Annotated in this window: 15 protein-coding genes, 3 pseudogenes and 1 riboswitch; of the genes and pseudogenes, 8 read left to right on the forward strand and 10 right to left on the reverse strand. The window is 65.0% G+C overall.

Annotated features, from left to right (window positions below; genetic code table 11):
- The first annotated feature begins 182 nt into the window (after window positions 1-182).
- On the forward strand, window positions 183-2,564 hold the full coding sequence (gspD, locus tag ACSKB9_RS20305) for a type II secretion system secretin GspD (protein WP_438075265.1): 2,382 nt from the start codon (window positions 183-185) through the stop codon (window positions 2,562-2,564).
- Window positions 2,565-2,640: 76 nt separating this feature from the next.
- Complete coding sequence (locus tag ACSKB9_RS20310) at window positions 2,641-3,114, forward strand: tetratricopeptide repeat protein (protein ID WP_438075267.1); 474 nt, start codon at window positions 2,641-2,643, stop codon at window positions 3,112-3,114.
- Window positions 3,115-3,121: 7 nt separating this feature from the next.
- On the opposite strand, the gene ACSKB9_RS20315 is transcribed toward ACSKB9_RS20310, so the two are convergent.
- From ACSKB9_RS20315 to ACSKB9_RS20340, 6 genes are all read right to left on the reverse strand, one after another.
- Window positions 3,122-4,621: a PepSY domain-containing protein gene (locus ACSKB9_RS20315; protein ID WP_438075269.1), complete on the reverse strand. Its 1,500-nt coding sequence runs from the start codon at window positions 4,619-4,621 to the stop codon at window positions 3,122-3,124.
- A 2-nt stretch (window positions 4,622-4,623) separates the two neighbouring features.
- Window positions 4,624-6,900 (reverse strand): TonB-dependent receptor, encoded by a 2,277-nt coding sequence (locus ACSKB9_RS20320; protein WP_438075271.1) that lies wholly within the window; start codon window positions 6,898-6,900, stop codon window positions 4,624-4,626.
- A 105-nt stretch (window positions 6,901-7,005) separates the two neighbouring features.
- Window positions 7,006-7,200: riboswitch (cobalamin riboswitch) on the reverse strand.
- A gap of 228 nt (window positions 7,201-7,428) precedes the next feature.
- Window positions 7,429-8,358, reverse strand: coding sequence for a CobW family GTP-binding protein (locus ACSKB9_RS20325; RefSeq protein ID WP_438075273.1), 930 nt, complete (start codon window positions 8,356-8,358; stop codon window positions 7,429-7,431).
- 1 nt (window position 8,359) lies between these two features.
- Window positions 8,360-9,850 carry an amidohydrolase family protein gene (locus ACSKB9_RS20330; RefSeq protein WP_438075275.1) on the reverse strand — a complete coding sequence of 497 codons (1,491 nt, stop codon included), beginning with the start codon at window positions 9,848-9,850 and terminating at the stop codon, window positions 8,360-8,362.
- Between the two features lie 153 nt (window positions 9,851-10,003).
- The gene (locus tag ACSKB9_RS20335; RefSeq protein WP_229192545.1) at window positions 10,004-10,396 is read right to left on the reverse strand and encodes a hypothetical protein; all 393 of its coding nucleotides are present in this window, start codon (window positions 10,394-10,396) and stop codon (window positions 10,004-10,006) included.
- A gap of 152 nt (window positions 10,397-10,548) precedes the next feature.
- The gene (locus ACSKB9_RS20340) at window positions 10,549-12,405 is read right to left on the reverse strand and encodes an ABC transporter ATP-binding protein/permease (RefSeq protein ID WP_438075277.1); all 1,857 of its coding nucleotides are present in this window, start codon (window positions 12,403-12,405) and stop codon (window positions 10,549-10,551) included.
- Window positions 12,406-12,601: 196 nt separating this feature from the next.
- On the opposite strand from ACSKB9_RS20340, the pseudogene rpmE reads away from it, so the two are divergent.
- Window positions 12,602-12,828 (forward strand): annotated as a pseudogene (rpmE, locus tag ACSKB9_RS20345) (50S ribosomal protein L31).
- Between the two features lie 1,320 nt (window positions 12,829-14,148).
- Entirely contained in the window at window positions 14,149-16,752 is a 2,604-nt protein-coding gene (locus ACSKB9_RS20350; protein WP_438075279.1) for an MASE1 domain-containing protein, read from the forward strand.
- A gap of 85 nt (window positions 16,753-16,837) precedes the next feature.
- Here ACSKB9_RS20350 and ACSKB9_RS20355 read toward each other — a convergent pair whose 3' ends face one another.
- Together ACSKB9_RS20355 and ACSKB9_RS20360 are read right to left on the reverse strand one after the other, a co-directional pair.
- The gene (locus tag ACSKB9_RS20355; protein WP_438075281.1) at window positions 16,838-17,455 is read right to left on the reverse strand and encodes a LysE family translocator; all 618 of its coding nucleotides are present in this window, start codon (window positions 17,453-17,455) and stop codon (window positions 16,838-16,840) included.
- 248 nt (window positions 17,456-17,703) lie between these two features.
- The gene (locus ACSKB9_RS20360) at window positions 17,704-18,330 is read right to left on the reverse strand and encodes an FMN-binding negative transcriptional regulator (RefSeq protein WP_438075283.1); all 627 of its coding nucleotides are present in this window, start codon (window positions 18,328-18,330) and stop codon (window positions 17,704-17,706) included.
- Window positions 18,331-18,439: 109 nt separating this feature from the next.
- On the opposite strand from ACSKB9_RS20360, the pseudogene ACSKB9_RS20365 reads away from it, so the two are divergent.
- Window positions 18,440-19,915: pseudogene (locus ACSKB9_RS20365) on the forward strand (PLP-dependent aminotransferase family protein); the annotation flags it as partial.
- Window positions 19,916-19,966: 51 nt separating this feature from the next.
- Here the strand turns inward: ACSKB9_RS20365 and rcdA are convergent.
- Both rcdA and ACSKB9_RS20375 read right to left on the reverse strand, forming a co-directional pair.
- A pseudogene (gene rcdA, locus ACSKB9_RS20370) lies at window positions 19,967-20,478 on the reverse strand (protease adaptor protein RcdA).
- A 577-nt stretch (window positions 20,479-21,055) separates the two neighbouring features.
- The gene (locus ACSKB9_RS20375; RefSeq protein WP_016845225.1) at window positions 21,056-21,247 is read right to left on the reverse strand and encodes a DUF1192 domain-containing protein; all 192 of its coding nucleotides are present in this window, start codon (window positions 21,245-21,247) and stop codon (window positions 21,056-21,058) included.
- 210 nt (window positions 21,248-21,457) lie between these two features.
- Here ACSKB9_RS20375 and ACSKB9_RS20380 point away from each other — a divergent pair, with 210 nt between their 5' ends.
- From ACSKB9_RS20380 to ACSKB9_RS20390, 3 genes are all read left to right on the forward strand, one after another.
- On the forward strand, window positions 21,458-22,501 hold the full coding sequence (locus tag ACSKB9_RS20380) for a methionine--tRNA ligase (RefSeq protein ID WP_438075285.1): 1,044 nt from the start codon (window positions 21,458-21,460) through the stop codon (window positions 22,499-22,501).
- Window positions 22,462-23,196, forward strand: a complete 735-nt coding sequence (locus tag ACSKB9_RS20385) for a class I tRNA ligase family protein (protein WP_438075287.1) — start codon at window positions 22,462-22,464, stop codon at window positions 23,194-23,196. The genes ACSKB9_RS20380 and ACSKB9_RS20385 overlap by 40 nt, the downstream gene beginning before the upstream one ends.
- Before the next feature lie 69 nt (window positions 23,197-23,265).
- On the forward strand, window positions 23,266-24,264 hold the full coding sequence (locus tag ACSKB9_RS20390) for an NAD(P)H-quinone oxidoreductase (protein WP_438075289.1): 999 nt from the start codon (window positions 23,266-23,268) through the stop codon (window positions 24,262-24,264).
- Window positions 24,265-24,268: the final 4 nt, after the last annotated feature.

Raw genomic sequence — 24,268 nt, forward strand, 5'->3', positions numbered from 1 at the left:
GGCATCGCGGACACAAGCAGCGCGCCGGCTGCACAGTTTAGGTGCGATGCGATGGGCAGGTCGCGAACGACAATCATGTAACCAATTTATTTCTGTCATGTTCGATCGCTAAGAGTTCCTCCGGGGTAGGACCGATCGTCGCAAGCAATCGAAATTTCAGTTAGTCAAAGCGAAGGGCCTTCATGCAACGCGTAGGCACAGTGGGCCGCTGCCCGACGATCCGTGGCGGCCTCGCAGCCATTTTTGCCTTGACGTCACTGGGGTTGTTGGCGTCCTGCAATTCCGCGACGGTCGGCGAGAGCGTAGACGCATCCCAACTCGACGTCACCGACAAGGTGCGCTCGCTGGATCTGGCGCAGCGCCAGCCGCAACCGGCGAACGCACTGGCGGCGACGGGCGGCAGCCAGAGCGGCAGCGTCCGCGCGGCGATGTATGACGGAAGCGAAGTGACGGCGGTCGCGGAAGCGCGGCCGCAACCGGCGTCGAACGGCAACGGCTTCGATCTGAATTTCGAGAGCACGCCGGTGGCGACCGTCGCCAAGGTAGTGCTCGGCGACATCCTGCATGTCGGCTACACCATCGACCCGCGGGTGCAGGGCACGGTCAGCCTGGTCTCGGTCCGTCCGGTGCCGAAGTCCGACATGGTCTTCGTGCTTGAAAACGCACTCCGCCTGAGCGGCGTCGTGCTGCTCAAGGATACGGCAGGCTATCGCCTGACGCCGCTCGGCGACGCCGTCGGCGGCGGCCGCGTCGATGCCGCGGCGGCCAATCCGGAACCCGGATTCGGCATCTCGGTGGTCCCCCTGCAATATGTGTCGGCGCAGACCCTCATGAAGCTGACCGACAGCTTCGCCACCAGGGCCGGCGCGATCCGCGCCGACACGACGCGCAATCTGCTGCTGATCCAGGGCACCGGCGCCGAGCGCCGCACCGCGGTCGATACCGTGCTCAGCTTCGACGTCGACTGGATGCGCGGCCAATCCGTCGGCATCTTCCCGATCTCGAGCGGCTCGCCCGCGCCTGTCATTGCCGAGCTGGAGAAGATCGTCGATTCCGGCGAGAACGGCCTCAGCCAGAATGTCATCAAGTTCATGCCGATCGCGCGCCTGAACGCGATCCTGGTCGTGACCAAGAAGCCCGACATGCTGCACACGGCTGCGACCTGGATCAAGCGCCTCGACCGCAACGACACGGCGCGCACCTCGGTCCATGTCTACCGCGTCAAATACGGCGATGCGCGCCAGATCGCACGGGTCCTGACCGACATGTTCCTTGGCGGATCGTCCGGCAACCTGCTCGACAGTGCCGACAGCCAGCTCGCGCCCGGGTCCGGCACCTCGTCGACCTCGAGCGTCGCCGACCGTCTGTCGCTCAACAACAACAACGGCGCGAATTCAGGCATGAGCGGCTTCGCATCCCGCGGCACGTCGGGGACAGGCGCAACAGGCCTGGGCCAGGGATTCGGCGCCGGCGGGCAAGCGAACAATCCCAACAATCCTGGCCAGGGCAACAATGCCGCGCTGGATGCCGGACGCGGTGCCGGCGGCGGCAACGGGCAGCCCGTCATGCAGGACGTCCGCATCACGCCCGATGTCGTGAACAACAATCTCCTGATCTATGCCGACCAGGCCAACTACCGCATCATCGAGTCGACCCTGCTGCAGATCGACGAGCCGCAGCTCCAGGTCGCGATCGACGCTACGATCGCCGAGGTCACGCTCAACAACACCTTGTCCTATGGCGTGCAGACCTATCTCACCAGCCAGAACCTCGGCCTGAAGCCGAACGCCGGCTCGATCCTCGGAACCCAGGCCACTTCCGCGCCTGCGACCACCACGGACGCGACCACCGGCGCGGTCTCGGTCGCGGGATCGCTCACCAACGCCTTCATCAACCAGAGCTTCCCAGGCTTCAACTTCCTGATCGGAAATGCAACGCAGCCGAGCCTGATCCTGGATGCGCTGCATGCCGTCACCAGCGTCAAGGTGCTGTCCAATCCCTCGCTGGTGGTGATCAACAACCAGGTCGCGACCCTGCAGGTCGGCGACGTCGTCCCGGTCTCGACCGGCAGCGCGACGGTGCTGACCACGAGCAACACGGTGGTCAACACCATCGACTATCGCAACACCGGCATCATCCTGAAGGTCTCGCCGCGCGTCAGCGTGAACGGCACTGTGCGGCTCGATGTCGAGCAGGAGATCAGCAACGTTCCCCAAAGCAGCGGCAGCACGGTCAACCTGACGCCGACCGTTTCGGAACGACGGGTCAAGAGCCAGATCTCGGTGGCCAACGGTCAGACCGTGCTGCTAGCGGGCCTGATCAGCGAGCAGCAGAGCGGCGCCCGCAATGCGCTTCCGGTGCTCGACCAGATTCCGGGCCTCGGTGACGCCTTCGGACATCAGAGCAACGGCACCCAGCGCACCGAGCTGATCATCTTCATCCGCCCGCAGATCATCCGCAATGGTTCCGACGCCCAGACCGTGGCCGAGGAGCTTCGATCGAAATTGCGCGGCAGCATCGCCACGACATCGACCAATGCACCGATCACCACCAGCTATCACTGAGCCAAGCAGCAGGATGCGCCGCGTTCTCGCACCACGGACAGGCCTCTCGGCTTCGCTTGCGATCGTGCTTTGGGCGATGAGCGCCTCTGTCGCGAGCGCCGACAGCGTGGCGCGCGGATCGGCCGCCTTCCATCGCGGCGACTATGCCCGGGCGGCTCGGGAGCTCGCCCCGGCCGCCGAGCACGGCAATGCGCGCGCCCTCGGCATGCTGGGCTTCTTGTATGAGCACGGCTTCGGCGTGCCGCAGGCCTACGCAGCCGCCGCCGACTGCTACTATCGCGGCGCCGTGCAGGGCGACCCGTTCGCGCAGGCCCAGCTCGGCCTGATGTACGACAAGGGTCACGGCGTTCCGACGGATTTCGTGCTGGCCTACAAATGGCTCAATCTGGCCGCGGCCCGCTCGAACGGGCGGCAGCGCGATGCCTATCTCCGGTTCCGCGATGCGGTCGCATCCAAGCTTTCGACCTATGAGATCATTGCCGGACAGCGGTTCGCACTGGAATGGGCACCCGATCGGCCGGCGCCGGACGTGCACCTGACCGTCAAGTAATCGCGCCTTACGGGGGTGTGCGCACGAGGCCCGCCGACACGCCCCTGCCTCGTACCTTCCGCCGCCGCAACCGGCGCCAGCCGATCACGATCCCGCTGATCGAGATAATCGTACCAGCCGCCGATAGCAGCCACACCACGACGTCGCGCGCCGGCGAGATGCGCAGCAGCAGCGGGAAGTCGACGCTGTGCAGCGCGTTGAACAGCCAGCGGTAGAACCGGCGGCTGTCGTCGTTGCGGTCGAGGATCTCGCCGGTGACGGGGGAGATGTGCAGCCAGGTGTGGGCGGGATCGTCGAAGCCGATCCGCAATACGGGAAGCTCGCGCGTCTGGTGCAGCGTGTACCAGTAGGCGTCGGGTTCATCGAGCTGCCGCGCTGATGTCATCGCAGCGCCGGGCATTGCGTGTCGGGCGGCAGCGATGATCTCGTCGCGCGAGAGGGTCATCCGCGCACCGGTCACAGGATCGGCGATGCTGCGGCCTCCGTTACCGTCGTCGAGCAACATCAACCGGTGTCCGCCGATCCAGACGAAGCGGGCCTCCACCGCCGGCATCGATGGCGACGACTGGAAGCCGGCGACGATGTCGGCCGTGTCATGGCCGCTATAGCCGATCGCGATCTCGCGGGTGACGCCGCGGCCGGAGAACGCGCCGCCGGGATTGAGCGACAGCCAGCCGCTGAACATCCAGGTGAGAACGAAGATGCCGCCGATCAGGCCGGCGATGTGATGCCAGGCCATCCAGCCGCGATAGGGCGAGACGGCGCCATCAGCATAGCGGCGCATCAGCCGCAGGCGGAGGACGCCGATCCAGAAGCCGGTGATCGCGACGACAAGACAGACACCTGATATCCACAGCACCACATCCCGCCACAGCGGGCCGTCCTTGCGCAACACGGTCGGATAGATCCAGTGCGGGATCGAGCCGAGCCAATTCCATATGCGCTCGCAACGCGTGGTGTCGAGCGCGATCTCGCCGCTGCGCGATGAGACGTAGAGCTCGGTGCCATCAGCGTCACCGAGGCCGATCAGATGGAGCGGCCGCAACGGATCGAAGCGCGCCGTGACCGACCATTGGTCGCGCGTGATCGTTTCGATCAAGCGAGGCTGCACGGCATGCGGATGATGAGCGGCAATGGCCAGCGCCTGGTCCGGCGTGATCCGGTCGATCACGCTGCCGTCGGTCGCCGAAATGGTGATCGCCCCTTCCTTCCAGCCGGTCACCCGATAGACGGGCGTGTCATCCATCATCGAAAGCCGCAGATCACGCGGATAACGCTCCACGCCCGCGATCGCCATCGCGCGATCGGGTGTGACCCGCACCTTGCTCCAGGGAATGACAGGAAGCGCGGCGAGGCGCTCGCTGTCGGTAAGGCGCGGAAAGGCCACGTACATCATGACAAGGCCGGAGATGAACCACATCGCGAACAGGAGACACGTCGCAATGCCGATCCAGCGATGGACGATATAGAGCCACCGCCGCCCGCGCCGGATCAGAGCGTTGCGCATGGTCAGAACTTCACGTTGACGGACAATTCGGCGGTACGCGGCATGCCTAGCAGCCACTGCCCGGTGCCGTTCGAGGTCACCGCGTAAGCCTTGTCGAACAGGTTGTAGACGCGGAACGCGACCGTGGTGCGGTCATCCGGCTTCCACCTGACGCCGCCATTGACCACATTGTAGCCCGGACGCAGCTGGGTGTTGGCAAGATCGGAGTACATCGCACCGACGATCTGCACGCCGCCATAGACCGACCAGTTGGGCGCGAAATCGCAGGTCAGCCAGACATTCGAGACCTGCTGCGGCACGTTGACCGGGACATTGCCGTTGAAGCTGACGATCTTGCCGCCGACCACCTGGCTGTTGTTGTCGTATCTGGCGCGCAGCAGTGCAAGATTGGCGTCGACGCGCCAGCCGTCGCTCAGCGCGAGCCCGATCGATCCTTCGACCCCGCGCGATGATTGCTGGCCGATCTGCAATGCCAGGCCGCCGGTGGGATTGCCGGGATCGGGAATCGTCAGCCCGGTCTTGACGATCTCGTAAGCGGCCAGCGTCCACTCGCCGCGGCCGCCCCAGAACGACTGCTTGACCCCGATCTCGGTCTGCTTGCCGGTCGCGAGCTGGAACGTCTTCTGCGAAGTCGACAGCGAGATCAGATTGCTGACTGGATCGACGCCGACCGCGTACTGGCCATAGAACGCGAGGTTCTTGATCGGCTCGTACACCAGCCCGGCGCGCCAGCTGGTGCCCGACAGCGTGGTTTCAAAGCTGTTTGCCGGCGTCTTGTAGTCGGTGCGATCGACCTCGGGGCGGTCATACCTGACCCCGGTCACGAGTGACAACTGATCGGTCAGCGAGAGCCGATCCTCGGCGAACAGCGCGTATTGATTGACGATCGCGTTGAAGCCCGGCGTGGTCGCCGTCGTCGTGGCGAAGAACGATCCGGGATCGAACACATAAGGATTGACCGACGACGCGCCGCCATAGGGCGAGTTGTTGGTATGGGTGAAGTCGATCCGGTTGACGTCGAACCCGGCGACGACCTGGTTCGCAAGGCCGAACACGTGACCGCTGAAGGTCGCATCCATCCGGTTGCCGAGTTGCTTCTGGTCGTGAAAGATCTCGATATAGCTCGTGCGATCGATCAGCTGGCTCTTCGGATTCCAGGTGTAGTTTTCGATGTCGCGCCAGTGCCGCTCGCTGGTCAGGTAATACAGCGTGTTGTTGACCTTGATGCCGTCGGCGACATCCCACTCGGTCTTGAACCGGGTCCAGCTGTCCTGATATCGGATCGCACTGTCCAATGCGTTGTAGTTCTTGAAGCGCAGCGCATCGTGGATCGCGCCGTTGATCAGCGGCGTGCCGAAATAGCGCGACGGGCTGCGATCGCCGTAATCTTCCGAGAGCGTGAAGGCGAGATTGTCCGACGCCTGCACCCGCACGGCAGCGGAGACCACCGCGTTCGAGGTCTTGTCGCGATCGACCCAGCCGTCCGACATGTTGCCGGTGGCGTTGATGCGGTACGACACATTGGGATTGATCGGACCGGTGCTGTCCACCGAGAGCCGCCGCGTCATGTTGCTGTCGAGCGAAACCTCGGCCTCGTTATAGGGCGTGCTCTGCGGCTTCTTCGGAATCACGTTGATGACGCCGCCGATCGCGCCTTCGCCGTACAGCACCGAGGCCGGGCCGCGCAGCACTTCGATGCGTTGCGTCGACCAGGTGTCGTAGGGGAACGTCAGCGTGCCGGAGCCGATATAGAAGCGCGTGCCGTCATACAGCGTCATCACCGAGTTGCTGCCGGCAAAGCCGCGGGTGCTGAACGACAGGCCGCCATTGCCGGGTGCCGGCGTTGCGATGAAGCCAGCCGCGTCCTGGGTGACGGCATCGAGCACATTATGCTGGCCGCGTTCAGCGATGGTCTGCGCCGTGATGATCTCGACGCTGGCCGGCGTCTGCAGCGGCGTCAGATTGAGACGACTGCCGGTGCCGCCCTGCGTGGTGGCATTGAGCGTCGGCGATGCCGATCCCCGTACGCCCGACGCTGCGACGCGCGGCGTGTTGCCGGTTGTTGCGATCGTCGCGGGCCTCGGCCGCGCCGCGGCGGCCACGGCACGGCTTCGCGCCGCGGGCTTCGGCCTTGCCACAGCGGAAGGCGCGACCTCAATCGGATCGAGCCTGGTTGGTGGCGGCGTTTGTGCCGAGCCTTCGGCCGGCAACAGCAGCGATGACAGGGAGCAGAGAAGACCGAGGCGCCATTTGCGCGCAACGGGAGAGGACGGAGACATGAAAGGACTCGCGGTAACGTGGCACGTCACCGCGAACGCGGATGGCGCATTGCCGAAAAGGCAGTGCTCCGATCCCACCAGGACGCCCCCGCCCGATGTGCTCGCGTGTGACCACGACTGACGGCAGGTCTCCTGGCTCACGGGTCATCGCCTGTCGACGCCTTCCCGGGCCGATGGCCCAGTGGCAAATTGACGAAAGGCTCGCCGTTTACAGTTGCGGGGACAGCTGCGGCATTGGGGTTACCCTCGCACCGCATTCCCTTTTGATCCCCGAAGGGAACCGTCGGCAAAAACGATAGGTGGTGCCGGCAAGGCTGTCAATTCGATGCGATTGTCGCACACATGCTTTGCGAGATGCTGCTGCGGCGATGACACAGCGACGTCGAGGGCTGACGCCCAAAGGCAACCCGTCATCCTGAGGAGCGCGGCACGCGCGTCTCGAAGGATGCACGGCCCGGCTGGCGGCCAATTCATCCTTCGAGACGCCGCTTCGCGGCTCCTCAGGATGACGGGAAACGTAGGTTCGCGTCACTGAGCCTCGACGCATCCCTGCATCACCTCATCAATCTCCGCGCGCGACAGCGCACCCATCTCGGCGATGAACACGATGCGCGTGCGCGGCACGCCGGGCGACGGGACGCCGCCCGCAGCCAAGGTCGCGCGGCCGCCGGCGAGTTGAAGCACGGTCAGCCGCCCGGGCTGCTCCACCGTCTCGAACAATCCCTTCGCCCGCGCCAGCTTCGGCGCCAGTCTGCCGATCGCCTGCTGCAAGCGCGGCAGCACGACGGGCCGCTCCGAGGTCCAGCTCAGCGTGTCGAAGCGATCGGACGACGGCCGTCGCGGCGCGGTCTCGCGCGGCGCCGACACATGATCGAGGTCCGCTGGGAACAGCAGCGCGGCCGGCACCTCGCCATGCAAGGCATCAACCACCACGGCCGCCGGACGCGCCGCGCGCACGGCGTCGCGGATCGCGGCGCAGGTGGCGGCGTCAGTCAGATCGACCTTGCTCAGCGCCACCACGTCCGCCGCCCGGAGCTGCGAGCGCAGCAGCGCATCGTTCAGCTTCGCCGCAGGCTGCGTCGCGTCGACCACGCACAGCACGGTCTCCAGCGGCGCCTCCTTCCAGATCACGGGATCCATCAGGTTGCGCACGATGTCGGCGGGATCGGCGATCCCGCTGGTCTCGATCACGATGAATTCGGGACGCGGATCACGCCGCAGCAACGTGGCGAGCGTGCGCAGCAGGTCGCCCTCCAGCGTGCAGCAGATGCAGCCATTGCTCAGGCTGACCACGCCGTCGCTGGCGCCGGCGATCAGCTCGGCGTCGATATTGATCGCACCGAAATCGTTGACCACGGCGGCGATGCGCCGCCCTTGCGCATGCGCCAGCAGATGGTTGACGACCGTGGTCTTGCCCGCCCCGAGGAAGCCCGCGACCAGCAGGATCGGGACCGGCACCTCAGCCCCCCGTGATAGGCCGGCGCACCGGCCGGCCGGGACGCGCCGCGACATCGAGCACACCGTCGCTGATCAGCGGCTGGCCGCTGACCACGAGATGCCGCACGCCCTCCGCCGGACGATTCATCGCCGAGAAGGTCGCGCGATCGCTCAGCGTCTCGTAGTCGAACACCACAACATCGGCGTCGGCGCCGACCTGCAGCCGGCCCTTGGCCCGCATCGCCGGCGTGCTCGCCGACAGGATCTCGGCCGGGATCAGCGCGCATTTGCGGATGCCCTCGAGCAGCGACACTTTCTTGCGCTCGCGCACCCATTCACGGATGAAGCGGGTGAAGCAGCCGGCCGAGCGCGGATGCGAGGTGGCATCGTCGGGCAGCGGCCAGGCGTCGCCGCTGTAGGGACGGCCATCCGACAGCGTCCACGGCATCGCGTCGGAGGCGATCGCGCCGCCCGGATACAGCACCGCCATATCGAGCAGATCGCGATGATGCGCGTTGTTCTCGATGTCGAGCACATGCCACAGCACCAAGGTCGAGGGCTCTTCGGCCTGTGCCGCCAGCAGCTCCTCGCGGCTGCCGAAACGGTGACCGTCGGTCACGCGCTGCACCGAATCGTAACCGAGGCCGTTGCGCTCCTCGAATTTCGGATCGCTGAAGAAGGTCGCCGCCAGCACAGTCGAGCCGGTGCCGTAGGGATAGGCCTCCACCGTGATCGGCAGGCCCTGCGCCTGCGCTTTCGCGATCAGCGCGACACAGCGCTCGATATCCGTCTTGCTCGACGAGTTGAAGTGGCAGATGTGCATATGCGCGCCGGTGGCGCCGGCATAGCCGATCAGGCGGATATAGGCTTCCGCCGCGCTCTCGGGATCGATCCGCGACATGTAGGCGACGTGGGTGAAGGTCGGCACCGCATGATCCGCCGCGAGCTGGCACACCGCGGTCAATTCCTGCACGCCGGCGCCCGGCGCATAGGCGTTGAGAATGCCGATGCCGATACCGCCCTCGTTCAGGCCGATCGCGAGGCGCTCCAGGATGCCGCCGACCTCGCCTTCGGTCGCCACGTTTTCGATCCAGCGGCGATCGCGCATCGCGGCGCCAAACGATTCCAGCGAGCTTTCCGAATTCGAACCGGTCATCGCGCCGATGCGCGCGAAGGCCCAGTTGGCGGCGGCGCCGTCGTTCAGCACCCTGCCCTTCTCGGCCTGGCGCTTGTACCAGGACGCGACCGGCAGCACGCCGGCCTCGAGGTCGAGCGAGGTCGTCACCCCGTCGAACGCCTGCATGCGGTCGGCCGGTATGGTCTGGCCATGCGCGTGCAGGTCGATGAAGCCCGGCGCCACCACGAGCCCGGTCGCGTCGATCTGCCGTTCGGAACCGCCGAGGCCGGTGCCGACCGCGGCGATCTTGCCGTCGACCACGGCGACATCGCCGATCGCGTCCATCCCGCTGGCCGGATCCACCACCCGGCCGCCGCTGATCACCAAGCCACCCATCTCGCCACTCCCCGCATTCCGAAACCGACCGGTCTCCTGTCGAGCACAGAGAAGCGCATCGCACTGATCGCAGCAAGCCGGCCAGGGTTGTGGCGACATGCTGTGACGGAATATCCGCTGCGCCGTGATGGCGATTGCAGAGTGAGGCCCTTCTTACGTTCCGGTTGCACGCCGCGACGGCAGCCCGCGCCAGAGATCGGGGCCGGGCTTCACGCGGCTCGTCACGAGTTTCGGCGGCGTGCGGTCCCTGGCGATCGCCGCCTCGACCGCACGCTTGAGCCTGACATTGTCGATCTGCGCCAGGAATCGCCGGATGACGGCCTCCTGATCCGCGCCCTGACCGGAGATCGCCGCGCACAGCTCCGCGGTCGTCCTGCGGAAGAAGTGGAAGGCGTCATCGGCCGCGCCACCCAGCCGGTCGACCTCGCCGGCCACACCGAGCGCGTGCATCCGATCGTCGTCGCCCAGCGTCACTGCGAAGCGCAGCACGGCAAGCTGCCAGGCACGGAGCAGCTTGCTCTCCGGTTCGGTCGCATTCTCGCGCATCAGTCGAACACCCCGCGCGCCTGACGTCCTTCGGCTGTCGAGGGAGGTCGGGCGCGGCGCGACTATCCTTGCGCGGGAATAGGTTTTCGAGGGGAGCGCGCGCCCGATCGCATAGGAATCGCATAGGCGGAGCGCGCCGAGGCCCAATTCGCTCAGATCCCCTCGAACTGCAGTCGCGCCAGCCGGGCGTAGAGTCCGCCCGCGGCGACCAGTTCGGCGTGGGTGCCCTGCTCGACGATCCTGCCCTGGTCCATCACCAAGATGCGGTCGCAGGACAAGACGGTCGCCAGCCGATGCGCGATCACCAGCGTGGTGCGGTGGCGCATCAGTTCCTCCAGCGCGGTCTGCACCAGCGTCTCGCTCTCGGCGTCGAGCGCCGAGGTCGCCTCGTCGAGCAGCAGCAGCGGCGCATCGCGCAGGATCGCGCGTGCGATCGCGATGCGCTGGCGCTGGCCGCCTGACAGCGTCACGCCGCGCTCGCCGAGCTGGGCGTCGAAGCCTTCGGGCAAGCGGCGCAGGAATTCGGTGGCATGGGCGAGATCGGCGGCGCGCTCGACCTCGGCGTCGGTCGCATCGGGCCGGCCGAACCGGATGTTCTCGCGGGCGCTGGCGGCGAACACCACGGAATCCTGCGGCACCAGCGCGATGCGCGCGCGCACCTCGGCCGGATCGGCCTGCCGGATCGGCACGCCGTCGAGCGAGATGGTGCCCGATTTCGGATCGTAGAAGCGCAGCAGCAGATGGAACAGCGTGCTCTTGCCGGCGCCGGACGGGCCGACGATCGCGACCTTCTCACCTGACCGGACCGAGAGCGACACTTCATCGACCGCAAGCGCGTTGGGCCGGGTCGGATAGGCGAAGCTGACATCGTCGAAGCCGACATCGCCGCGCGCCGGCTGCGGCAGCGCGCGCGGCGATGCGGGCGCCGCGATCTGCGGCCTGACGCGCAAGATCTCGAACAGCCGCTCGGCGGCGCCCGACGCGGCCGAGACCTCGCCCCAGACCTCGCTGAGCTGGCCGAGGCCGCTCGCGGCGAACGCCGTGTAGAGAATGAACTGGCCGAGCCTGCCCGGACTGATGGTTCCGACCAGCACGTCGTGCGAGCCGACCCAGAGGATCACGACGACGCTGGCGAACACGATGAAGATGACGATCAGCGTCAGCACCGCGCGCGCTTTGGTCGAGCTGCGCGCGGCCTGATAGGCCTGCTCGACCTCGCCAGCAAAGCGCGTCCTGGCGAGCCGTTCGCCGGTATAGGCCTGCACGGTGCGGATCGCGTTGACCAGCTCCGAGGCATAGGCGCTGGCATCGGCCAGCGTATCCTGGGCGGTGCGCGACAGCCGCCGTACCCAGCGGCCGAACGCCACCAGCGAGATCACGATGATCGGGATCGCGAGCAGCACGAAGCCAGACAGCCGCGGGCTGGTGATCACCATCATCGCGGCGGCGCCGAAGAACAGCATCAGATTGCGCAGCGCGATCGATACCGATGCGCCGACCGCGGACTTGATCTGCGTGGTGTCGGCGGTGAGCCGCGACACCAATTCGCCTGATCGTGCGGAATCGAAGAACGAGGGCGACAGCGAAATCAGATGCGCGAACACGTCGCGCCGGAGATCGGCCACGATGCGTTCGCCGATCGTCATCACGAGGTAGTAGCGCGATGCGCTGGCGCAGGCGAGCACAGCGACGACCGCGATCATCACGCTGAAATAGCTGTTGATCATCGCGATGCCTTCGGGCGTGAAGCCCATGTCGATCATCCGCCGCACCGCGACCGGCACGATCAGCGTGGTGATCGCCGCGATCGTCAGCGAGATCAGCGCGAGGATCGCCCGCCCCTTGTAGCGCGCCACATAGGGCGCGAGTGCAAGCAACGGCCGCAACCGGGCACGGCTCTTCGCCGGCTCCGTGATCTGGCTCTCGATGAAGGCTTCCTCATCGAGCAACGCGTCACGCGGGGGCTGCGGGGCGCCGCGCAGGGTCTCAAGCTGTTCGGCTACGCTCATCAATCTAGACCGGTTCTATCGCCCCCCCACATAGGCCCGCCGACCCCCGGCTGGCAAATCCGGTAAAGTCCCAATCCGGTGATGGGCTTAGGCCCTTTCTTGGCTTGTTTTCGGCGGGCTCCATGGGTTATAGACCCGCGCAAATCCCGTATTCCAGACATCTTGAGACGGGCGCCGGCGCGCCGAAGGAACTGTCATGAAAGCCGATATTCATCCGAATTATCATACGATTAAGGTCGTCATGACCGACGGCACCGAGTACCTGACCCGCTCGACCTGGGGCAAGGAAGGCGACACGCTGAACCTCGACATCGACCCCAAGTCGCACCCGGCCTGGACCGGCAGCACCCACAGCTGATGGACCGCGGCGGCCGCGTCTCGCGCTTCCAGAAGAAGTTCTCGGGCTTCCTCAAGAAGGACTAAAGTCCGCTTCGGGATCGCCGCGGCGACCACACGCAAAACGCCCCCGTTTCGGGGGCGTTTTTGTTTGTCCGCTGCGGATTGGCGGGCTGAACGGGCCCGCAATTCTCCTTGGTGTCGTCCTGGCGAAAGCCAGGACCCATAACCACCGCATTCGATGATGAACGGGATCGTGGCCCCAGCATCGCGCAGCGACTCTCATTTGGGGTAATGGGTCCTGGCTTTCGCCAGGACGACGCCGAATGTGTTGCACCGGCTGCAAGTCACACATCCGCGCTCTCGCGACATGATCTGTCCGAGCTTTGCATTTCGTTTCGCCGCCGACGGCAAATCTCAGTGCGGACGCTTCGGTCGCTTGAGTTCGGCGACCTTAAACTTCCCCGCGGCCTGCAGACTGCTGCAAAGCCACCAGGCCCTGTTTCGGTACTCGCCCAGGAACCATTTGGTCTCGACGCAATCGACGTAGGATTTGTAGGTGAGGTTGTCTCGGCACGTCGACGAGAACGGTCCGTGGGTTTGTCCGCCCGTCGACTCGCTGCACCCGACCCAAGGGTCCTTGCCATGCGGGAGGCTCGATTCGCAGCCACCGTTGCAATTGCTGGCGACTTTCTCCAGCGCGGCAATCCTGCCCAGCACTAAATCCGGCGACGGCGCTCGAGCGGTTGACGACGACGTCTGGGTGGTTCTCGATCTCCGATGAGATGCCCCCGTGGTCACCACCTGTGTCGGACGATTTGGCCTTGCCACCGGCTTCGGCGCCTCGACCGTGATGGAGGGAAGCGGCTTGGCGGGGTCTGTTTGCGACGCTGCCGGGCCGCACAGCCAGACAGTTGACAACACGGCGACGGCTGAAGGCGCGACAAGGCTCGACCGCAATCTCATGACATAGCCCTCCCAAATCCGGGACGGAAATGCCGTCCCGATGAGCACACGGTACCATACAGCCCGAGCCTGGCTACCTAGGGTTGAAGATAAATCTCCCCCAGTGTCTCACGATCGCCATCGACATGACGGCGAGAGAACGCCGACCGCTCGCCAAGACCCGAAGCGGTCACTTGAACGACACCGACACGTGGCGGGATCGGATCGATTTTGCAGGCCCACGCCGTTAGGTCAGCCGTTCTGCCCCATGGTCTCTTGTTCAGAAGTTGCTGGCGCCCCCTACTCTCGATCCAGCGGCCATGCTTTGGTCAAAACTGCGTTGAGTGTTTGGCAGGGTCATCGACTTGGAGAAAATACGATCGCCCTCCTTCGGGTGACATGGAACCGGGTGCCAGGTCGTTCCCTAACGCATTCTTGAGGTGCCCACCGCAAAGGCTTGTGATGGAACGGGCAAGGCTCGATAAGGCCGGGATTTTCGCTTTTGGCGATGCTCGGAGCGCTGTGACCTACTCGGTCGAACTTTTTATCGTCACCGCGATCTACGGGAGCCTCGCGGCCTCCACACATTTCCTTCCCGCTATCAATCCAGCCGCGATGCCGCTGTGGCCGCCAACCGGGGTTGCACTCGCCCTAATGCTGCTGCGTGGCTACCGGATCTGGCCCGCGATCCTGCTGGGCCCCGTCGCGCCTTACCTGATGACCGACCGATCGCTCCTGGAGCTTGTCGTCGCCGGGATCGGCAGCCTCCTTGCTGCATTGGCCGGGACATGGCTGATCGGACGCTGGTCGAACGGACGCCAGACGTTTGCCACACCATCCGGTGTCGCAAAGTTTGCAGGCATTTCCTTTGCGCCGACCGCGATGATCGGTTCATTCACCGCCTTGGCTGGATTCATCTTCGTCAACGAACCGAGCTTTCCCAATTCCCTCGCCACCGCGCTGACCTGGTGGCTTGCCGACGCAGCCGCGACCCTGGTGATTGCTCCGGTCATCGTGCTCTGGGCGATGATGCCCTTACGGATTTCCTCCAGGTGGGATCTGCTGGAATCGATCGCAGTTATCGCTCTCGCTGGTCTCATTGGGATCGTGGCCTACAGCCCGCTGATCGGCAGTGACCTCGTCAGCGACGATCTCAATTTGCCGCTGCCGCATCGCAGCCTGCTGGGCTTTCTGGCTTTGCTCCCGTTGATCTGGACCGGTCTGCGCGGCAATCGATGCACCGCGGCTACGGCTGCGCTCATTTTCACCGGAATGGCAGTCTGGGGGTTCGCGTTCGGTAATGATCCATTTCCGAAAACGGATCCGAACGGAGCGTTGTTGTCACTGCTCGTGCTTTCGATCAGCGTATCGGCGCCCCCTCTTGCCCTGGCTGCGGCAATTGCCACGCGTCAGACCGCGGAAGCCCATCTGCTTTCCGTGCAGGACCAACTGAACGGTCAACTTGAACGGAACGCTTTGGCGCTCGACAGCATCAGACGGCACTTCCAAACCCTTATCGAAGGCGTCGTCGACTATGCGATTTTTGCCCTTGATAGAGAAGGACACGTTACGAGTTGGAATAGCACCGCTCAAAAAATCATCGGCTACACCTCGGAAGAAATCATCGGCAAGCATTTTGGAATATTTTATCGGCCGGATGAACGCCGCGCGGGTTCGCCAACACACGCGCTGGAGACGGCAATCGAAAGAGGCAAGTACGACGTAGAGGGTTGGCGCATCAGAAAGAATGGTACGCCGTTCTTCATCACGGGCTCGGTCTCGTCGAGCCATGATGACTCGGGAAATCTGATCGGCTTCATCAGTATTCTGCGGGACGCAACCGAGCGACGCGACGCGGAGGAGAAGCTGGTTCAGGCACGCGAACAGCTCGCGATGTCGCAGAAGATGGAGGCAATCGGCAAGCTGACCGGCGGAATTGCACACGACTTCAACAATCTATTGATGATCATCGGAGGCAGTGCCCAGATCTTCACTCGCCTGCTTGATCCAAAACTACCCAAGGCAATTGAAGCCATACAGACCGCGGCGAAACGCGGCGAAAGCCTCACACGCCAATTGTTGACATTCTCTCGTCATCAGCATCTCAGCCCGACGGTCGTCGATCTGAATGCGTCTATCAAGAACATGCGGACCATGATCGAGAGCTCGCTGCGCGGGAATATCGTGTACAATGAGAACGTCGGCGAGGGTGTAGCGTCGGTCAAGGTGGACCTCGCCGAGCTGGAACTCGCGATCGTCAACATCGCCGTTAATGCGCGCGATGCAATGCCAAGCGGCGGCACGTTCACCTTATCCGTCCATGCGGTGACCGCGAACCAGGAAACCGGCGGCGATCGCCGCGCAAAGGCTTTCTTTGCGATCGCGCTTGGCGATACCGGCACCGGCATTCCGCCAAACCTGCTGTCCAAGATGTTCGATCCGTTTTTCACGACCAAAGAGGTCGGCAAGGGTACCGGGCTCGGCTTGTCCCAAGTCTATGGTTTCGCGCACCAGGCCGGCGGAACGGTGACGGCGGACAGCAAGGTTGGACAGGGAACAACGATTACCATCTACTTGCCGTCCTGCGCGGACGAGCAGACCACCAGTAAAGAGCTGGCCGCTGCCAGAACAAGAGCAAGGCAGCCGCAGCGGCAGACGGTTCTCGTTGTCGACGACAGCCCCGAAGTGGCGGATGTGACTTCCTCGCTGTTCGAGCATCTGGGTTATGACACGATCTATCGAGATTCGGCCGAAGCGGCGCTGAAATTGCTCGACGCCGGTACAAAGATCGATCTCGTCTTCAGCGATATCGTCATGCCCGGGACCATCGATGGCGTCGGGCTGGCGAGAGAAGTCCGGTCGCGATACCCCGGTTTGCCGATCGCCCTTACAACCGGCTACAGCGATGCCGCAAAAGCAGCTCCGCCAAGTCTAAAAATACTCCGCAAGCCGTTCGATACCGACGCACTGAGAGATTTTATCCACGATCTTGCGCCGCCGCGACCACCACGATCATCCGGCGCGCCCATGACGTCGAACACGACTGAAGCCTCGCGCAGAAATTGACCGGTCGCGCCATTGCAGAAGCAGCTCGTCGCGCAGCTGGCGAAGCGTTGATCCGCACCATCGCCGCTGATGGACATGACTGCTGCTAGCGATCCTGGAAGGCCAGCCGCGCGCCGAGCGCGACCAGGATGCTGCCGCCGATCCGCTGCATGATGCGCTGCGACCGCTTCGAGCGCTGCAACTTCGACATCACGGCGCTGGCGAAGAACACGCAGACGATGTCGACCGCCGAGAAGGTCAGATTGACTGTTGTGCCGAGCAGAAACAGCTGGGCCCAGACCGGCAGGCTGGCCGACGCATCGACGAATTGCGGCAGGAACGCCAGGAAGAAGATCGCCGTCTTCGGATTGAGCACCTCGACGACGATGCTTTGCGCGAAGGCGCGTTCCGCGGAGAGCGGCGCAAGTGTGGGGCGCTTTGCATTGTCGCGGTCGCGGAACAGCGACAGCCCGAGCCAGACCAGATAGGCCGCACCGGCAAGCTTCATCGCCATGAACAACGGCGGCACCGCATGAAACAGCAGAGCGAGGCCGGCCGCCGCGGCGGCGACATGGACATAGCCGCCGAGATGCAGCCCGAGCGAGGCCATCAGCCCCGCGCGCCGGCCGCCTGCCAGCGTGCGGGCCGCGGCATACAGCATGGCGGGACCCGGGATCAGCGCGAAGGTCGCGGTCGTGATCGCGAAGGCGAGGTACAATTCCATCGGGCGATTTCGTCCAGTCTAGGGCGTGATGAGATGAGGTCGAATAGCGACGGCGCTGTTCTCCCTCTCCCCGTTCTTACGGGGAGAGGGTTGGGGTGAGGGGCCGTTTTCGCGCATTCTGCGATAGACACGTTCGCGGAGACTCCCCCTCACCCGGAACGCATCTAACGATGCGTTCCGACCTCTCCCCGCACGCGGGGCGAGGTGGAGCGAAGTCCGCGGCTGGATTCGAAGCAAAGTCATCTCATCTAGTTCGCCGGGATCATCGCGGCGACCTCGCGGTCATGGGGATTGTCGCTTGCCTCAAGCCCTGCAATGACGCCGGCGCGATCCTCGAGCTTGCGGTTCTGGCTCATCTTCTTCTTGGCGTCGATCCGCGTGATCGGCATCCGGAAGCCGACGATCCCGCGCAGTTGCGCCTTGATGAAATCGTCAGGCGCGTCGCTGACCTGCCAGGCTTCCGGGCGCGAATTCTCGTGCAGCTCGGTCAGCCGGCTCACGACGTCGAGCAGGCGGTCGGCATCCTCGAAGAACTCGGCCGGACCATAGGCGTGGACGGCGACGTAATTCCAGGTCGGCACCACCTTGCCGTGCTCGGCCTTGGTCGCATACCAAGACGGCGTCACATCGGCGTCGGGCCCCATGAAGATCGCCATCGCTTCGCCGACCGCCGGCAGCCTCCACTGCGGATTGGGCCGCGCGACGTGGCCGTACAGTGTGCCGTAGTCGCCCTCGTTCTCATTGAGGATCAGCGGCAGCGGCGTGCCGATCAGGCCATCGGCGGTTGCGGTGACCAGCGTCGCGAGCTTCGAGGCCCGCATCGCGGCGTGGATCGGACCGAGCTCATCCATCTTGAAATGCGGTGGCAGGTACATTGCGGACCTCTTGGCAGACCTCTGGCAGGCCTAATCAATTGCTGCTCGCACCATAGCGTTGAAGTGGCCTATGATAAGAGCCACTTTCGATCATCTTGATTGGTCCACTATGCCCCGCCTGCGCGCCACGATCAGCATCCCCTCGCTCGGCACGATCGACCGCGCCGCCGGACAGGTCGGGCGGCAGATCGCGCAGGCCCTGCGCGCCGCGATTGCGAGCGGCGAACTGAAGGCCGGGGAATTGCTGCCGTCGACGCGCGCGCTGTCGGCCTCGCTCGGCGTTGCGCGCGGCACGGTGACGGAAGCCTTCGAGCAGTTGCTGGCCGAGGGCTATCTGGAATCGCAGGTCGGTGCCGGCACCCGCGTCGTGCCGACGCTTGCCGAGCAGGCACGGCCCGTCGCGGTCAATCGCAAGCCGAACAAATCAGTGCCGATCCAGTTGCCGCCGCGCGCGGCGCGGCTTGCCGAAGTGGCGGCGGCCTTCAGGCCGATGCCGGAGGTCCCGTTTGCGATCGCGGTCCCCGGCGGCGCGGTCGCGCCCGACGACCATTGGCGCCGCCTCGGCAACCGCGTGCGCGCATCGCACGCCGCGGCGCCGGCGAGCTATGGCGATCCGCGCGGCCTGATCGAGCTGCGGCAGGCGATCGCCGACTATGTGCGCAAATCCCGCGCGGTGCATTGCGAGCCCGAGCAGGTCGTGATCACGGCCGGCACCCAGCAAGGCCTCTATCTCGCCGGCCGCGTGCTGCTGTCGTCAGGCGATCCTGTCTGGGCCGAGGATCCCGCCTATCCCGGCATGACCGCCGTGCTCGACGATCTCGATCTCCTCACCACGCGCGTTGGCGTCGATGCGCAGGGCATCGACGTCGATGCCGCCACCGCCGCGTGCCCGCACGCACGCGCGGCGTTCGTGACGCCGTCGCATCGATATCCGCTGGGCATGCCGATGAGCATGGCCCACCGCAATGCGCTGGTGGCGTGGGCGCAACGAAGCAATGCGTGGATCGTCGAGGACGATTACGACAGCGAGCTGCGCTACGCCGGGCATCCCTTCCCGTCGATGCAAGGCCTCGCCCCATCGCGGGTGATCTATTTGGGCACGCTGAGCAAGGTGCTGTTTCCCTCGCTGCGGCTCGGCTATGTCGTGGCGCCTTCGCCGCTGATCGACGCTTTCGCCGGCGCGCGGGCGCTGCTCGACCGGCATTCGCCGACCGCCGACCAGCATGTGTTGGCAGCCTATATGCGCGAGGGGCTGTTCGAAGCGCATATCAGGCGCATTCGCGGCGTCTACGCCGCACGGCGTGCGACGCTGATCGCGGCGCTGACGCACCACATGCCCGACGACGTCACGCTGCAGCCGAGCGACCAGGGCATGCATCTGTTGTTGTGGCTGCCCCACGACCTCGACGATGTGCAACTGGCAAAATCAGCGCTTGCCGCCGGCATCGTCGTGCGGCCGATCTCGCCGATGTACAAGGCCGCACCGCGCGCCGGCCTGATGCTCGGCTTCGGCGGGTTCGAACCGGAGGAGCTGGAGGCGGCGGCGATCGGCTACGACGCGCAATCGATCAGCGCACGTCGCCGCGGCGGACCAAGCCACGCCGCGCGGACGCGTCACACTGATTTGCTGCCCGGATTACTGCTCGAACGCCGCCTTGAGGCGGTTGAGCTGCGGCACCAGCGGGTTGCCGATCGACGAGCGATCCGGCGCCGGCGCGTGGATCGTGGTGTCGAGGCGGCGGACGCGCGCCTGCAGATCCATCGAGCGGGCGATCAGCTGCTGCAATTGCTCCGGCAGCTTGGTCACCATGTCGGCCGGGCCGGGATCGGCGGCCGACAGCTTCACCTTGGTCTTTTCGCGATTGGCCTGGGTCAGCGTCATCTCGCCTTCCTTGACCGCGCGATGCAGCAGCAGCCAGGAGGCGAGTTGCATCAGCCGTGTGGTCAGGCGCATGCTTTCGGTGGCATAGGTCAGGCTCACGGACCGTTCGAGCGCCTTGGCCTCGGCACGTCCGTCGCCGTCGAGATAGGCGGCGGTCTGCTCGACCAGGTCCATGCCTTCCGGAACAGCACGCCGAATGCCGCAGAATTGGTCAGCCGTTCACTGAACAGTACAAGCCCGGCTTCGCTCTGGGAACGATCGGCCATGGTTAACGCCCTCACACCACCGTAACGCCCGCTGGCATCTGACGCGCCAGCTTATGATGAACAAATCATTGCGCGGGCGCGCCGAAGAGTCCAGCCGCAACCGGATTTATGGTTTCCAGCCGCTAGGACGCACAAAAAAGAGCCGCCGTTTCCGGCGGCTTTGAAGTTGATAACAGGGAGGCGTCAAACAGAGTGGACAGGAGCCACTCGGTATCCAAACGAGGACAATGCAGTCATAATCGAGAAAGCTTAACCGATCGTAAATGAACGGATTTCTTCAGGCTTTGTTTGCCATGTCGGCCATTGACCTAGTTTGGGACAGGCCTCTTCTCCTTCCCCTTGAGAGGGGGAAGGTCGGGATGGGGGTCAACCGCCAGGCGACGGCGTATGTGAAGAGAGCTGATCCCCACCCGCTTTGCTCTGGCAAGCAAAGCGACCTGCCCCTTTCAAGGGGAGGTGGAGCCGCGTAGCCCGGATGGAGCGCAGCGAAATTCGGGAACGGTCCATCCGCGGATAGCGCGGCTCCCGGGATTGCGCTTCGCTTCATCCGGGCTACGACAGAAATGATGGCGCAGCGCTACGACTTGAAGAACGCGTTCGCGGCATCCTTCGACGCGCGCTTCTTCGTCATCGCCTCTTTCAGGCGATCGACCTCGGCGTTGAGCAGCGCGATGCGCTCCGTCAACTCCTCGACCGACAGCAGCGAGAGATCCTGGCCGATCTCATGGCTGATTTTCTTCCGCGGCCGGTCCTCATCCTCAATCGGCATGTGTCCTCCCCGCGATGCTGGTCTGGCGCCGTCCAGCGATGATAGATATCCGTCCAGAGGAGAATTTTGCAGTGACTTTCGTGTGCGCGCAACATCTGACGCGAATGCCCCGGCCCGACCGCAAGGAGTCTGACCGGACGGGATAGTTGCGCGCCAGCGCGCGAGGCATGAGCCGACCCCAGAGCCCTTCCGATCATGCGGGAGGGCTTTTTGATTTTCCGCTTTGATTGTTGCGGGGTGCGGCATCACCGAACACGAAAGACCCTAACCCATGACCAGATTCTCATCACCAGCGCGCTGCCCTACGTCAACGGCGTCGAGCATCTCGGCAACCTCGTCGGCTCGCTGCTGCCCGCCGATGTCCACGCCCGCTTCCGCCGGCAGACCGGCTGCGACATGCTCTTCATCTGCGCGACCGACGAGCACGGCACGCCGGCCGAGCTCGGCGCCATCGAGGCCGGACAGGATGTCCGGGCGTTCTGCGACGCGCAGCACGCCGTCCAGGCCGACATCTACCGGCGTTTCGGTCTGTCGTTCGATCATTTCGGCCGCACCAGCTCGCCGTACAACCATGCGCTGACGCAGCACTTCTATCGCCGGCTCGATGACGCCGGGCTGATCGAAGCACGCACCTCGCAGCAGGTATTCTCGCCGGCCGACCGGCGCTTCCTGCCCGACCGCTACGTGCTCGGCACCTGTCCGCATTGCGGCGACGCCGGCGCGCGCGGCGACCAATGCGACCATTGCGGCACGCTGCTCGACCCGCCGGACCTCATCGATCCCCGCTCGGCGCTGTCAGGCGACCGCGCGCTCGAGATCCGCGACAGCCGTCATCTGTATCTGCGCCAGGTCGAGCTGGTCGACAGCATCGGCGCATGGATCGACAGCCGCACCGGATGGCCGCCCTTCGTGGTGTCGACCGCGAAAGGCTGGCTCAATGCGGAGCTGCGCGACCGCTGCATCACCCGCGATCTCGCCTGGGGCATCGCGGTGCCGCGCGACGGCTTCGACGGCAAGGTGTTCTATGTCTGGTTCGACGCGCCGATCGGCTACATCGCGTCGACGCAGGAATGGGCCGACGCCGCGCCTGGCCGCGACTGGCGGCAATGGTGGTGGCAGGCCGATGACGTCAGCTACATCCAGTTTCTCGGCAAGGACAACATCCCGTTCCACACCGTGAGCTTTCCGGCGACGCTGATCGGCTCCGGCGAACCGTGGAAGACCGCCGATGTGATCAAGGATTCCACTGGCTGAATTACGAGGGCGGCAAGTTCTCGACCAGCAGGAAGCGCGGCATCTTCACCGATGCGGCGCTGGCGGAATCGCCGGCCGATCTCTGGCGCTGGTGGCTGATCGCCAACGCGCCGGAGAGCGCCGACACCGATTTTGGCGTCGCCAAATTCGTCGCCGACGTGAACAAGGATCTCGCCGATATCTTCGGCAATCTCGCCAACCGCATCATCAGCTTCGCGCATCGCGCCTTCGACGGCCGCATCCCGGATGGTGGCGCTCCCGGCGATGCCGAGCGCCAACTCGCGCTTGAACTGGAGCAGCGCATCGCAGCGCTGCACCGCCATCACGCGGCACTGGAATTTCGCGCCGCGGCGGCCGCGACCCGCGCGATCTGGGACACCGCGAACGCTTATCTGCAACACGCAGCACCATGGACGGCGATCAAGTCCGATCCGGCACGCGCGGCGGTCATCACCCGCGTCGGGCTCAATCTTGTCGCGCTCAGCGCCACGCTGGCGTGGAGCATCGTGCCTCACCTCGCGGCGCGCGTGCTCGGTGCGCTCGGTCAGAGCGATGCCGTACCGCGCTGGCCCACTGGCCCACTCGTCCCGCTGCTCGATCGTGGCGCGGGCACGCCGGTCGCAAGGCTCGGCCCGCTGGTCGAGAAAATCACGCCCGAGAGAGCCAGCCAGCTCACGGCGCGGTTCGGGGCTTAATGGCGTTTCGCTTCGGTGGAAAAGGCGGTATGCCATCCGCCGATCCTCTCCACTGACCAGGGACCAGCCATGCCAAATCTGCCCGCGCAAATGACCGTCGTTGCCATCAGCAAGCCGGGTGGCCCTGAGGTGCTGGTGCCGGAGACCCGCGCGGTGCCGGTGCCAAAGGCCGGCGAGATTTTGGTCAAGGTCGCGGCCGCCGGCGTCGATCGTCCCGACGTCGCGCAGCGCTCCGGCTCCTATCCGCCGCCGCCCGGCGCCAGCGACCTGCCCGGCCTCGAAATCGCGGGCGAAGTGGTCGCGCTCGGCGAAGGCGCAAAGCACAAGATCGGCGACAAGGTGATGTCGCTGGTCGCCGGCGGCGGCTACGCGCAATATTGCATCGCGCAGGACGCGCAGGCGATGACCGTGCCGCCCTCGCTGTCGATGCAGGAAGCCGGCGCGATTCCGGAAACGCTGATGACGGTGTGGCACAATGTGTTCGAGCGCGGCGCGCTGCAGGCAGGGGAGACGCTGCTGATCCACGGCGGCTCGTCGGGCATCGGCACGATGGCGATCCAGCTTGCCAAGGCGTTCGGCGCCAAGGTGATCGTCACCGTCGGCTCGCAGGACAAGGCCGATGCCTGCCTCAAGCTCGGCGCCGATCACGCGGTCAATTACAAGACCGAGGATTTCGTCGAGGCGGTGAAGAAGGCCACCGGCGGCAACGGCGCCAATGTCATCCTCGACATGGTGGGCGGCGATTATATCGACCGGAACTATGACGCCGCCGCGGTCGAGGGCCGCATCGTCCAGATCGCGTTCCTGTCGGGAACACCGAAGGCCACGGCCAATTTCGCCAAGCTGATGGTCAAGCGGCTGCACCACACCGGCTCGACCCTGCGCCCCCGTAGTAATGCGGACAAGGCGGCGATGGTCGCGGCGATCGAGGCGAAGGTGCTGCCCTTGCTGCGCGAAGGCCGCGTCAAACCGCTGATGGACAGCACATTCCCGCTGGAAAAGGCCGCCGACGCGCACCGGCGCATGGAGACCAGCGAACATATTGGCAAAATTGTGTTGGCGGTTTAACCCT

The sequence above is a fragment of the Bradyrhizobium sp. BR 1433 genome (assembly GCF_051547665.1).
Taxonomy (GTDB): Bacteria; Pseudomonadota; Alphaproteobacteria; order Rhizobiales; family Xanthobacteraceae; genus Bradyrhizobium; species Bradyrhizobium australafricanum.